Source organism: Paenibacillus caui, assembly GCF_019904135.1.
GTDB classification, from domain to species: Bacteria; Bacillota; Bacilli; order Paenibacillales; family Paenibacillaceae; genus Fontibacillus; species Fontibacillus caui.
This window is the reverse complement of sequence record NZ_JAIOGQ010000009.1, coordinates 15,443-28,225: the sequence shown is the minus strand read 5'-3', so window position 1 is coordinate 28,225 and position 12,783 is coordinate 15,443. Positions and strand designations below refer to the sequence as shown.

The 12,783-nt window shown below is 49.9% G+C and carries 10 protein-coding genes; 8 read left to right on the top strand and 2 right to left on the bottom strand.

Going from position 1 to position 12,783, the window contains the following annotated elements:
* The first annotated feature begins 20 nt into the window (after window positions 1-20).
* The 3 genes from aguB (at window position 21) to K7397_RS07215 (ending at window position 3,155) form a co-directional block, all read left to right on the top strand.
* The gene (gene aguB, locus K7397_RS07225; RefSeq protein ID WP_223067282.1) at window positions 21-896 is read left to right on the top strand and encodes an N-carbamoylputrescine amidase; all 876 of its coding nucleotides are present in this window, start codon (window positions 21-23) and stop codon (window positions 894-896) included.
* A gap of 253 nt (window positions 897-1,149) precedes the next feature.
* Entirely contained in the window at window positions 1,150-2,148 is a 999-nt protein-coding gene (locus K7397_RS07220; protein WP_237690753.1) for a phosphotransferase family protein, read from the top strand.
* Window positions 2,149-2,153: 5 nt separating this feature from the next.
* Window positions 2,154-3,155, top strand: coding sequence for a glycosyltransferase (locus tag K7397_RS07215; protein ID WP_223067280.1), 1,002 nt, complete (start codon window positions 2,154-2,156; stop codon window positions 3,153-3,155).
* A gap of 124 nt (window positions 3,156-3,279) precedes the next feature.
* On the opposite strand, the gene K7397_RS07210 is transcribed toward K7397_RS07215, so the two are convergent.
* Window positions 3,280-3,432: a hypothetical protein gene (locus K7397_RS07210; RefSeq protein WP_223067279.1), complete on the bottom strand. Its 153-nt coding sequence runs from the start codon at window positions 3,430-3,432 to the stop codon at window positions 3,280-3,282.
* Window positions 3,433-3,658: 226 nt separating this feature from the next.
* Here K7397_RS07210 and K7397_RS07205 point away from each other — a divergent pair, with 226 nt between their 5' ends.
* The 5 genes from K7397_RS07205 (at window position 3,659) to K7397_RS07185 (ending at window position 10,817) form a co-directional block, all read left to right on the top strand.
* Window positions 3,659-4,459, top strand: a complete 801-nt coding sequence (locus K7397_RS07205; protein ID WP_223067278.1) for a formate/nitrite transporter family protein — start codon at window positions 3,659-3,661, stop codon at window positions 4,457-4,459.
* A gap of 29 nt (window positions 4,460-4,488) precedes the next feature.
* Entirely contained in the window at window positions 4,489-4,953 is a 465-nt protein-coding gene (locus tag K7397_RS07200; protein WP_223067277.1) for a pyridoxamine 5'-phosphate oxidase family protein, read from the top strand.
* 359 nt (window positions 4,954-5,312) lie between these two features.
* The gene (locus tag K7397_RS07195) at window positions 5,313-6,797 is read left to right on the top strand and encodes an Lsa family ABC-F type ribosomal protection protein (RefSeq protein ID WP_223067276.1); all 1,485 of its coding nucleotides are present in this window, start codon (window positions 5,313-5,315) and stop codon (window positions 6,795-6,797) included.
* A gap of 246 nt (window positions 6,798-7,043) precedes the next feature.
* The gene (locus K7397_RS07190; protein ID WP_223067275.1) at window positions 7,044-8,075 is read left to right on the top strand and encodes a Cfr family 23S rRNA (adenine(2503)-C(8))-methyltransferase; all 1,032 of its coding nucleotides are present in this window, start codon (window positions 7,044-7,046) and stop codon (window positions 8,073-8,075) included.
* A 453-nt stretch (window positions 8,076-8,528) separates the two neighbouring features.
* Window positions 8,529-10,817, top strand: coding sequence for a sensor domain-containing protein (locus K7397_RS07185; RefSeq protein WP_223067274.1), 2,289 nt, complete (start codon window positions 8,529-8,531; stop codon window positions 10,815-10,817).
* Between the two features lie 216 nt (window positions 10,818-11,033).
* On the opposite strand, the gene K7397_RS07180 is transcribed toward K7397_RS07185, so the two are convergent.
* The gene (locus K7397_RS07180) at window positions 11,034-12,326 is read right to left on the bottom strand and encodes a S41 family peptidase (RefSeq protein ID WP_223067273.1); all 1,293 of its coding nucleotides are present in this window, start codon (window positions 12,324-12,326) and stop codon (window positions 11,034-11,036) included.
* Window positions 12,327-12,783: the final 457 nt, after the last annotated feature.

The window sequence follows — 12,783 nt, the reverse complement described above, 5'->3', positions numbered from 1 at the left end:
AAGAAAAGGAGGGATTGACCTTGAGAAAAGTGAAGGTTGCAGCCACACAGATGAGCTGTTCCTGGAATATAGAAGAGAACATTGCCAAGGCAGACCGGCTGGTGCGCAAGGCAGCGGAGCAGGGAGCGCAGATTATTTTGCTGCAGGAGCTGTTTGAAACGCCCTACTTCTGCCAGAAGGAGAAAGCCGATTATTACCAGTACGCTACCGAAATGGAGCACAACAAGGCGGTAAGTCATTTCAAAGAGGTGGCCAAGGAACTGAAGGTGGTTCTGCCGATCAGCTTCTATGAGAAAAAGAACAACGCCCGGTACAACTCGCTTGCCGTCATCGATGCGAACGGCGAGGTGCTCGGCCGATACCGGAAAAGCCATATTCCGGACGGACCGGGCTATGAGGAGAAATTTTACTTCAATCCCGGCGATACCGGGTTTAAAGTCTGGAACACGCGCTATGGCAAAATCGGCGTCGGCGTCTGCTGGGACCAGTGGTATCCCGAAGCGGCGCGCTGCATGGCGCTGATGGGGGCGGAGCTGCTGTTCTACCCGACAGCGATTGGATCGGAGCCGCAGGATTCCGCCATCGACTCGAAGGATCATTGGCAGACCTGCATGCTGGGGCATGCGGCCGCCAACCTGGTTCCGGTTATTGCCTCCAACCGGATCGGCGCGGAAGACGATGAGGATTCCAAGATTACCTTCTACGGCTCTTCCTTTATCGCCGGACCTCAGGGGAACAAAGTCGATGAAGCCGGACGGGACGAGGAGACGGTGCTCGTAGCCGAATTCGATCTGGATGCGCTGGAAACGCAGCGGATTGAATGGGGCATTTTCCGGGATCGCCGTCCTGACTTGTATAGAGTTATTGCTTCTTACGACGGGGAGCAAATGATCTGACGCTTAGCTACAGGTTTTGAAACATGAACAAGGCATTCAAACGGATAAAGTTTGGATGCCTTTTTTTAAGCTATTTGGAGGTTCACTCATCGGCATAAACTGCAGAGCTGGGACCCGAAATCGCGGTCAACAACACGCTGCCGCTTTTTGTCTTGATGTGTACAAGAGTGCGTTGCCCGATTCCGCGGTTTAAGTTAAATTGTAACTAACCTGAATTTTATTCATCGTACAACTATCAAGATCAAAGACGGTGATGAACATCAATTCTTTAAACCGGTACGTGACGCGGGACGGATATTTGGATGAACGCCTTCTTGTTCGAAAAGAGCCTCTGTATCAAGGGATGAACGGCCGGTATGTCGAGCGGTTTTTCGTTTCGCCGTCCGAAAGCTATATATTTAAGCCTGTCACGCATCCAGGGCAGGAGGAGCGGGAAGCTTGGATCTATGAGCACATCCTGCCGCAGCTGCCCAGAGTATATCCCGAGATGCTGGCCAGGTCCCCGAAAGGGGAGCCCGGGTGGGTGATCTACGAGGATCTGGGAGCGCTTGAACACAGGCATGATAAGAAGACGATGCTGCAAGTCGCCGCGCTTGCTGCCCGGTGGCACACGCTCCCCGCCGCGGAATGGGAGAAGGCTGACCTTGCGGCCCCCAAGCCGCCGATGGAGTCGATGGCTTCCTTTCTCACTGAGCGGGAGCAGGATGTGGGCGATATCCTTGGAGAGCTTTCTTTGCCGCCGGATCTGCTGCGGAACCTTGCCGAATGGGCGATCTCCTTTGTCGGAAGCGAAGAGCGGGTGCTGTCCCATGGCGATCTGCATGCGGGGAATTATGCGCTCGCTAAGGAGAAGCTGTATATTCTGGACTGGGAGCATGTCCATCTGAACTCGCCACTGTGGGATTTGTATCATCTGATCGATATGTCGCACCCGGTCTTTCCCCGGAAAATAGCGGTTACAACCGAACTGCGTGAAGGGGTCCTGCAGGCGTATTTGAACAAGAGGCGGTATTACGGGAAGGCGCTGAACCCGGAGCGATTTGTGATGAAATATTACAAATTCTCGTTAGTTTTTTCGCTGTGGATGGGGCTGCTCATCAAGTCGGACCTGCATCACGGCAGTGTTCACTGGACCAGACAGCAGCTTGAGCGCCAATGGACAGAGTGCATGGACAGCATTGCGGGGTGCGCTGCGTGGCTATGTGCTTTAGGGGACGGCGGAATGTCCCGGCAAATCAAACCAAGGGAGTGACCCGGATGACAAAGGTTGGACTCGTCATGCGAAAAATTCAATTTGCGGAAGCGCAGGGCCCAAGAGTTTTTGCGGAGCGTCTGCGGGAGATCGGAAAAGAGCTGGGCGTCGAGATTGTCTTTATATCGCCGGAAAGACATGTCAGCGGGCATGATTGGCTTCCTGGCTATGAACATGAAAAAGGCGATCTCGTCAATTACGATATTGTGCTGGACCAGATTTATAGCCAGAACATCGAGCATGTCATTTACACCGTTTCCGGCTTCACCTATTTAAAAATGTTTATCAAGAACAGCGTGCTGTTTCCCCACAGTTTCCCCGATCCTGCGCTGACGGGCTATGAAATGATGAAGCCGTTCTACTCCATCGTCGATAAAGCCATTGTTCAGACCGAATTCCTGAAAAGGCAGATGGCGCTGCAATTCGGGGTAACCGACGTCACTGTGATTCCGATCGGGTTCAGCGAACATCTGGCCAGCCGTTTCCTGAGTCCGGACGACATTGTGGATAACCGGATTCTCTGGATCGGCCGGGATGAGGAGAACCGGCGTCCGGATCTCGTGATCGAGTATGCCAGACAGAACCCCGACAAGGAAGTTTATATGGTGTTCGGGGGATTGCGCTACAAGGAAAGTATGAAGAAGTATGCTATTCCGGATAATGTTACGCTGAAGTTTGCCTTGTCCCAGGAAGAGGTTTTCAAGTTGATGAACTCGGCGAAAGTATACTGGAGCTGCTCCAAATTCGACACCTTTGCCATGCCCCTGACCGAAGCGCTTGCCATGGGGAAGATTGTAGTAAAACCTGAGCACCCCTGCTATGACCATATCAGCGCGGCTCACTCTTTTGCCGGAAATGAGAAGAACTGGTTTGAGCTTGTGAATATGGCTGCCGCACTGCCGCGCAAATGGTCGCCTCAGAACAGGGAGTATGCCTTTGACATGTTCTCGGAACGGGTGATGAGGGAAGGATACCGAAAGTTTTTCGAATCGTGGCTGCAAGGTTAACAAAACAGTCTGTCCCTTAAGCGTTCGCGTATCAGGCCAGACTGTTAGCTGCATCGTATCTATGGGATTATCGCCGGGGATTCGCGAACAAGGATTTGACCTTGGCAAGCCCCGAAAACGGTCGTTACACGTTCTGTTTCTCGATTAGATCAGCCTGAATGCACTCAAGCTTCCGGACAATCTCTTTCTGCCATCTTGCATCGCCGAGCTGGGCGGCAAGGTTAAGCAAATCCAGATAATCGTCAATACTCAGACCAATTCTGGAGCTGTTCTTCATGTAGGATAACTTCCCTTCTGCAGGATGATTAATTCAATAATGATAATCATTATCATGTGCTTAACTTCATTATGCATCAAATACGAGCGTTTGCCAATACTCTTCAAGAAAATAACAACAACAAAGTCTCATGCATAGCAGGATCAAATCGTGTGGTTTCACTATTTCAAATTTGTGTTATAGTACGGGAAAATGAAGAAATGATCCTGATAATTTGGGAGGCACTATGGAGACAGAATCTCTCTTAAGAGTTGAAGAGCTGGCGTTAAAGAAGCATAAAATGTTCAAGCGGAGCTGGATCCGATATATCGCAAGGTCTATGCTGGCCAGCATGTTCATCGGTTTTGGCGTGATCGTCGCGTTCAAAACGGGCAATTTCTTTTATGTGGAGAAGTCGCCTTTTACTTATCCTATGGCCGCGGTGACGTTCGGGGCCGCCATTATTCTGATTGCCTACGGCGGCGGGGATTTGTTCACCGGGAACACCTTCTACTACACCTATGCAGCGCTTCGCAAACGCCTGAAGTGGAAGGAAGTGTTCAAGCTGTGGGGGTCCAGCTACTTCGGGAATATTTTGGGGGCGCTTGTATTTGCGCTGCTGATACATCTTACCGGACTGTTTGATTCCTCTTCCGTAAAAGGTTTCCTGCTCAGCGTAGCGGAGCACAAAATCGAAGCGCCTGCCTTGGAGCTGTTCTTTCGGGCTATTCTGTGTAACTGGCTGGTCTGTCTGGCCTTCTTTATTCCGATGTCTTTGCAGGGGGACGGGGCCAAGCTGTTTGCGATGATGCTGTTTGTCTTCTGTTTCTTCATTTCCGGTTATGAGCACAGCATTGCCAATATGTGCACCTTTGCGATTGCCCTGGTACTGAACCATCCGGAGACGATTACCTTCTCCGGCGTCATTTATAATCTGATTCCGGTCACGCTCGGGAATCTGGTTGGCGGTGTCCTGCTTATGGGGGTCATGTACTACTTCGTGAACAAACCGTATTTCGAAGAACAGGACAAGAGCGGGCTCCATTAGGAGCCGAGTGAAAGGAGTGTTACTAGCGGGTGAGTGGCAACGAATTGGCACCGGAGCTTTATGACCTGCTGAGCGGAACCGGCCTTGAGGGCAAGCAGGGCGAAGCGATGATGCTGCTGACGGTCTCGGAAGATGGGTGGCCGCATGCGGCCATGATCAGTGTCGGCGAAATTGTAGCCCTAAGCGGAGGGCAGCTCCGGATCGGCTTATGGCCGGGCACAACGACAAGCGGTAATATCCGGCGGACCGGGAAGGCAACGCTGGCTGTCATTTATCAGGGTAAAGCGCATTATGCAAGACTGCACCTTCAGCCGCTTGAGAAGCTGCAGGACTCTAAATATCCGCGGGACCGGTATTCCGCCGGTGTTATTGCCGCCAGACAGGATGTGGCAAAGTATGCGGATATCGTCAGCGGCATCCGCATCTCGCTTAAAGAACCTGATGAGGTGCTGGCCAGATGGAAGGATACGGTCTGCGAGCTGTTACGGGATTAACGGGGGGGCAGGGCGTTTCCAAGACGGATAACGCACAAACGTATCACATAGCACAGCAAATTAATGAAAATCAAATGGGCAGTGGATGTTGCAATGTAGAAACGGGTATGTTAAGATCGTGCTGACACTTAACGATTGGAGTTGAAGAGGATAATGTAATACTTCTTGCCACTTTTTTAAGGAATAAAGCAGAATTTGTTTTATTCTTTATTGGCAAGAAAGTTACCTTATTCTCTTCACTCAAAAAATATATCCTTTTCATACCCTGCACCGGGTTGGATGTGCCGTATTTTTTGAGCTACAAGAAAGGTAACTTTCTTGTAGCTCTTTTTTATTTTGACAAAGGAGGTTGCCGACACATGTCATTGATCAAGGTAACGAACCTGACGTTTGCTTATGACGGCAGTTACGACAACATCTTTGAGAATGTAAGCTTTCAAATGGATACCGACTGGAAATTGGGCTTTACGGGGAGAAACGGCCGGGGCAAGACCACGTTTCTCAATCTGCTGCTCGGTAAGTACGAATACAGCGGAACGATTTCGGCAGGCGTCAGCTTCGAGTACTTCCCATTCCATGTTGAACACAAAGAGAACAATACCGTCGACGTCGTCGCCGACATCTATCCGGACTTTGAGCACTGGCAGCTTCTTCGCGAGCTTTCGATGCTGAAGGTTTCGGAGAACGTGTTATACCGGCCGTTCGAATCGTTGTCGAGCGGAGAACAAACGAAGGTGCTGCTGGCGGCCCTGTTTTTGAAGGAAGACCGTTTTTTGCTCATTGACGAGCCGACCAACCATCTAGACCTGCATGCCCGGAAGCTGGTCAGCGATTATTTGAACGACAAGAGCGGGTTTATTTTGGTGTCGCACGACCGGGCGTTTCTCGACAACTGCGTGGACCACGTTCTTTCGATCAACAAGACCCATATCGAAATCCAGAAAGGAAATTTTTCCGACTGGTGGGAGAACAAACAACGACAGGACAACTTTGAGATGGCCGAGAACGAAAAGCTGAGGAAGGACATCAAGCGGCTGTCCGAAGCGGCCAAGCGGACGGGCAACTGGTCGCACGAAGTGGAAAAAACAAAAAACGGCACCCGCAACTCCGGCTCCAAGGTCGATAAAGGGTACATCGGTCACAAGGCCGCCAAAATGATGAAGAGGTCCAAATCGATTGAGCAAAGACAAAAATCCGCGATCGAGGAAAGATCCCAGCTGCTTAACAACGTTGAAAGCTCGGAAAGCCTGAAAATATCTCAGATGGCGTATCACAAACAGCAATTAGTCGAGCTTGACCGTATTTCGATTCATTACGGCGAGAAGAAGGTTTGCCGCGACGTCAGCTTTACTGTGGAGCAAGGGGACCGCATTGCGCTCTCCGGTCCGAACGGCTCAGGCAAATCCAGCTTGCTCAAACTGATTTGCGGCGAGGAAATTCCTTATTCCGGCACGTTTCGAAGAGGGAGCCAGTTGAAAATATCCTACGTTTCGCAGGACACCTCACACTTGCGGGGCAATTTGTCGGAAGTCGCCAGAAACAGCGGGATTGACGAAAGCTTGTTCAAAGCGATTTTGAGAAAACTCGATTTTTCGCGCTTGCAATTCGAAAAGGACATCGCTTCTTTTAGCGGCGGTCAGAAGAAGAAGGTGCTGATCGCGAAAAGCCTTTGCGAGAGGGTTCATTTGCATGTTTGGGACGAACCGCTCAATTTTGTCGACGTCATTTCCCGGATGCAAATCGAAGAGCTGCTGCTGGAGCATTCTCCGACCATCCTTTTTGTGGAGCATGACAGCGAGTTTTGCAAGCATATCGCGACAAAGATTGTGGAACTGAAAGACTAACAATTTCTAGGAGGATGAAAGCGATGATGATTGAGGTTGTAGATGATTGTGTGAACCGGTTCCTGTTAGGTGAAGCGGTTCACAAAAAAACAAATCGGTTGCCGGAGGTTTACCAATCTATCGACAGGTGCACGTAGCGATCCGTCTGCAAACGTATGCGCTTTTTCTGTATAGTTGGTTAATGACGTGTCAAAGCGCCAACTGACGGTTGCTTTTTTAGGTTTTCTCCGGCGATAAGGAGAAGACATGAGAATAACCTCGAAATATGAAACGATTCGGCGAATGTTGTCCGACTTCAAGCAGCCCGAGTATCGGTATGCTCAGATTATGGACGCGATTTTCAAGCAAAACGTCAGCGAATACGAACGGATGACCATACTGCCCAAATTTTTGCGCGACGAGTTGACCCGGATGCTTGGTCCGAACGTCTGCAGCATCGTTCCGGTAAAGGAACTCACGTCGAAACAGGTCAACAAGGTGCTGTTTGCCATAGCGGGCGACGAACGCGTGGAGGCCGTGCGACTTACTTATGAGCGGGGGTGGAAATCGTATTGTATTTCCACGCAGTGCGGCTGCGGATTCGGGTGCAGGTTTTGCGCCACCGGTACCATCGGCCTGAAACGAAATCTGACCGCCGACGAAATTACCGACCAATTGCTGCACTTTCGCTTGAACGGCCACGCCTTGGACAGCGTCTCATTCATGGGCATGGGGGAGGCGCTCGCCAACCCGCATATTTTTGATGCAATAACGATTTTGACCGACCCGCATCTCTTTGGTTTAGGACATCGACGAATTACGATTTCCACGATCGGCCTGTTGCCGGGGATCGACAAGCTGACACGGGAGTTTCCGCAGGTCAGTCTAACCTTCTCGCTGCATTCGCCGTTTGACGATCAGCGAAGCGAGCTGATGCCGATCAACGACCGATTCCCAGTCCGCGACGTGCTGAAGGCATTGGATCGTCACATCCGGCATACAGGGAGAAAGGTGTATATTGCGTATATTCTTCTTCGAGGAGTCAACGACTCGACGGCGCATGCGGAAGCAGTTGCCGAGTTGTTAAGGGGAAGGGGACCTGGGGAACATCTCTACCACGTTAACCTGATTCCATTCAATTCGACCGAAGTTACGCCAGACAGCTATCGGCAATCTGATCCTAGTCGGATTAAAGCGTTTGTTCGGATCTTGAAGTCAAAGGGTATCAGCATCACGGTCCGAACTCAATTCGGATCGGACATTAACGCGGCATGCGGCCAGCTATACCGCTCCGAATAATCGATGTCAGAAATTAAATTTATTACGCCGGGCGCAGCGGGTCTGCGGCTGGAAAGAGAAACGGCTGCCATGAAGAGGGCAGCCGTTTTGATTTGCGGCGTAGGCTTGCAAGTAAATAAAAAGACGGTCCTACCTGAAAGTGGGGAGTTATCGTATTTTCCTAGAATCGCCGAGGACTACTCTGAAAAAAAAGCCTCTAAGCGGCAAGCTGGCGTCGGTACTCAACCGGCGTCAGCTTTTATTATAATTGTTTGCAAGTTTCCGGGGTCCGAAGTAAAGTACCTGAATCCGCCTTGAAGTGGAAGCCTCGCTTTGTCGGGTTATTTTGCGCCCCATTATGTTTTTTTATATGCGAAAAATGGTTTCTTTTGGCTGGAAATGCACGGTATAATGATTGGGATTCTTCAAAAAACAGCTTTTGGAAAAGGTTTCAGTGCAGGGTAGGAGGATTTTATGCACATTTTGATTTTGAAATCAGTTCTGCCGGCATCGTCGGCAGCAGTATTGTCCAGGAACGGCCTTGCCAAGTTGCTCAGCGGCTTACCCGGAGAAGAAAAGAAATACCAAGTATATGAATTTATGTCAAATATCTGTATGGGGTTGGTTATAGCTCTACTTGCAAGTCTTGCACTGATGAAGCTATACCATAATCGTCTTCGCAAAGAAGTGCGGGCGGAGAGAGAATTCGCCAAAGAGGTTTTGAATCACACCGATATGTTGGTGTGGGCTGTAAGGCCGAACGGCAGGACCGTTTACTTCAATATCCAAGCGGAAAAACTTACCGGGTTGTCCGGGAAAGAGATGTTTGCTTCAAACTTTGAGCAGCTCGGCATGGCAGGTTCCGGATTTGAACTGTTGGCCGGGGCTATGAAAGAGGCTATGAATTTTCATTTGATGGATTCCAGGGAAGCCATCTTTACGGATCCGTCCGGACAGGAGCACTGCCTTCTGCTGCGGACCTCGGTGGTCCGGAATACGGCAGGACAGGCTGAAGCGTTCGTGCTGAGCGGAGTCAAAATAATGGATCGGAAAGAAATCGAAAGAAAGCTGCAAAAGGGCTATTCCGGGCTGCAGCGAGCCTATCATGATCTCGCCGAAACGCAAGCGGAACTGAGACAGCAGTTTGAAGAACTGGCGGCGAGCCAGGAAAGCCTGAAAATAAGCGAGGAGCGGCTTTATCTCGCCCATGAAGGATCAGGAGCGATTATCTGGGAAGCGGATTTCAGCACAATGGATTATTATGTGTCCAGCCGGTGGTACGAGCTTCTGGGCTATGAGGAAAGGGAGGACCTTTATCCTGAAGCGGAGCTGCTGGCCCTGGTTCACCCCGATGATGCAGAAGAGGCGGAGAAAGCGCGCCGGGACCATCTGGAAGGGAAGACGCCTTCCTATAACGCCGAATACCGGATGCGGACCGGTGACGGTGATTACAGATGGCTTCAGGTGCGAGGCAAAGCGCTGCGCAATGAACAGGGTGAACCCATCCGATTTGCGGGTTCTCTGATCGACATTACCGAACAGAAGAACTATGAGCTGCGCCTGCGCAGCAGCTACAAGGAGCTTGAGACTACATATGGGGAACTCGCAGCTACACAGGATGAACTGAAACAGCAGTATGACCTGCTCGTCGACAGCAGGGACCGTCTTCGGGAGAAAGAAGAAATGCTGCACAAAATGGCATATTATGACTCGCTCAGCGGCTTGCCGAACCGGGTCTATCTGCTGGAGGAGATGGACCGTTATTTTTCCAGTCCCGGACGGAAGGCAGCACTGCTGTTCATAGATACCGACAACTTCAAGAATATTAATGACACGCTCGGCCATAAATGGGGGGATTTGCTGATCAGGGAGGCCGGCACAAGGCTGAAATCGCTTATTCCGCCGGAGGCGATCATTTTTCGGCTGGGCGGCGACGAATTTGTGGTGCTGGTTAAAGAGGCCAAGGGGCAAGATGACGTCTTTCAATTAGCCATGCAGCTGGTGAAGGGCTTCAAATTGCCTTTCACCATCAGGCAGAGCGAGCTGCATATCTCGATCAGCATGGGGATTGCTTTCTATCCGGAGCATGCGAACAATCCGGAGGAATTGATCAAGAATGCGGACGTCGCCTTGTATCATGCCAAAAAATCAGGCAAAGGCTCTTTTAGAGTATATGACCACTCCATGAAGGTTGAGCTTCTGGAAAGGATGAAGATTGAAACGCATCTGCTCTCGGCGCTTGATCATGACGAGTTTCAGCTATACTACCAACCTCAAATTGATGCAGATTGCCGAAAAATAATAGGGTTCGAGGCGCTGCTGCGTTGGGATAGCCCCGAGCTCGGAAGGGTATCGCCTGACAAGTTTATTCGAATTGCCGAAGACAGCAGGCTGATCCTGGCGATCGGCGAATGGGTACTGCTTACCGCATGCGCTTTTCTGAAGAAAGTGCACGAACAGAGCTATGCGGATTGTAAAATTTCGGTCAATATCTCCGTGATGCAACTGAAGCAGGAAGACTTTATGGAGACCTTGTCGGGGATATTGGAGGAAGTCGGCCTTCAGCCGGAATTTTTGGAGATTGAAATTACGGAGTCTATTTTTATGGATTCGTCGGACCGCAAGTCTCTTGTGGGCAAGCTGGACCAGCTTCGGGCTATGGGGATCGGCATAGCCATGGATGACTTCGGCACAGGCTACTCCTCGCTCAGCTATTTGAGGGCGTTCGAGCTGTTGACGTCTCGTGGGCAAGAAGAGGCTTGACGCGCCTTCCCGCCTTATCGCAGGGCGGGAACATTCAAGGGTTTTGGCTTGAAATGGGCCGTTCAGCCTGGAACGAACAGTTTTAAACCTGATAGGTGAAGTCCGGATGGACGAGAAGAGGGGCTGTCCCGAGCAGTTTTCACTGCTGCAGGACGCTCTTTTAATTTTTGATCTTTAGGCACGAAATAAAAGGTTCGATTGAGTGGGGATACTTGCCTAATGAACGGGATTATTTAATCGCTTGGCTTCCGCCTTCAGCACGGCTTTGACAGCCGGGTCGTCCGACAAGGGCCACACGGGCTCTCCGGGTGCAAGGATTGAGGGGGTAGTCTTGGTCTCATCGTCGACGGTTCCGTCAGCTTTAAGTCCCATCATCAGCCGCATGCGAAATACAAAACCGCTGTTTGGAAGAGCCACGATCGGGCTTTCCCACCCTAAGCCGTCTCCGAGCGTTTGCTCCCCAACGAGTGTGGCCCATTTTGTCTCCTCTGCGAAGCAGGCCCATCTTTCTGACGAAGAGAAGACCGATTTATCAACAATCATATAAATCTTTCCATGAAAACCAACGGAGTTCTTTGGAGTTATCGTTTCCGTATGAGGTTCGAACTTCTTGAAGTCCGTAAATGTCTCGGGCGGGAGATGGGGCAGATGATACTCCTGAATTTCCTCAATCGGTTTTAAGGACTTATAGCTATCCCGTAATTTTGCCCTTAAAAAGGGTTCAGCAAATGCTCCTCCGCGATATAGCAGGTAATAGTGCCATGTAACGGGTTCATTGATCAACATCGGGACTAGATTGTCGCTCCAGTAGCTGCTGTCCCCGCCGCCGTTACCGCGAATGTCAATGATTAAGGTGTCATAATTTCGTACCTCCTGAAGGAAAGGACGAATGACCTCCATATCTATGGAAACTTGAAAGTAATCTAGAGTAGGAATGCGCAAATAGGCCACTTTGTTCTTATCGATAATTTCTGTGGATACTAGTGGATAAGATTGACGAATTTCAGAAGAAACTTGCTTCGATACAGAAGGTGCCTTGTTTACCAAATATCTAGCTTTGACGTTCTCCTTGTTCATTTCATCCAGCCAGGGCTCGTGATCCTCTAATTGTTCCAATAAGCTCTTGTAATACAGATAAGCTTTTGTATCAAACATGGCAGTATGCCCGTTATGCAAATCTTCCAAAATCAAGTTCATGGTCCGATAAAAGGCCCTATCATCTTTGGTCTCTGCCACCATGCTGCGGTACTTCTCTTTATTCCCGAGCCAGTCTATGCCGTATGAGCGCTGATTCACCTTCAGGAAAGGGTAATTTTCCTCGATCAGCTGATACATATACTCAAAATCTTCCAATTTTTGTTCGGCCGTAAGCAGGGCAGGTGTCTTCCGAGAATCGGTTCCGATTTTTTTCTCTGAAGAGACTTTCTGAGTACTGGAGGTGTTTGGGTAGCAGGAAGCAGTAATCAATAATAGGAGCAGCATAGGAAGGAACAATGGGAGCCGTTTCATAGGCAAACCTCCTTAAAGATGGATATTTCTGAAAATTCCATAATAGGTATTCTAAGGGGGGAGAAAATGAACTGCTATAATTTAACTCATAATATGGGAAAAATGGGTTAATTTATTTTCCGATACCTATCAACAAAAGCAGACAAAGCCCGACAATCGTTTCCGCTCGATTCCCGGGCTTTTTTAGTTCGGCTGCAGCGTGATCCCGCAAAAAGATTTGCGCTCCTCCGCAATACATTTTCGGTTACAGATGGGGGCGTTAATTTTATTATTAGGGTTGAAAGTCCAAGCGGTGCGCGGTTTTTTAACCTTTAACGCTTATTAGTTCCGGGGTTCCCGGATACTCAGGTTGCTATATTATTTCGGTCACAGCGCGAGAGATCCCGTTCGACAATCAGCGGCATTTCAATGTCATTTTTGCGAAATTTGTCGAGGATTTTATCGCTCTAGCTAGCCC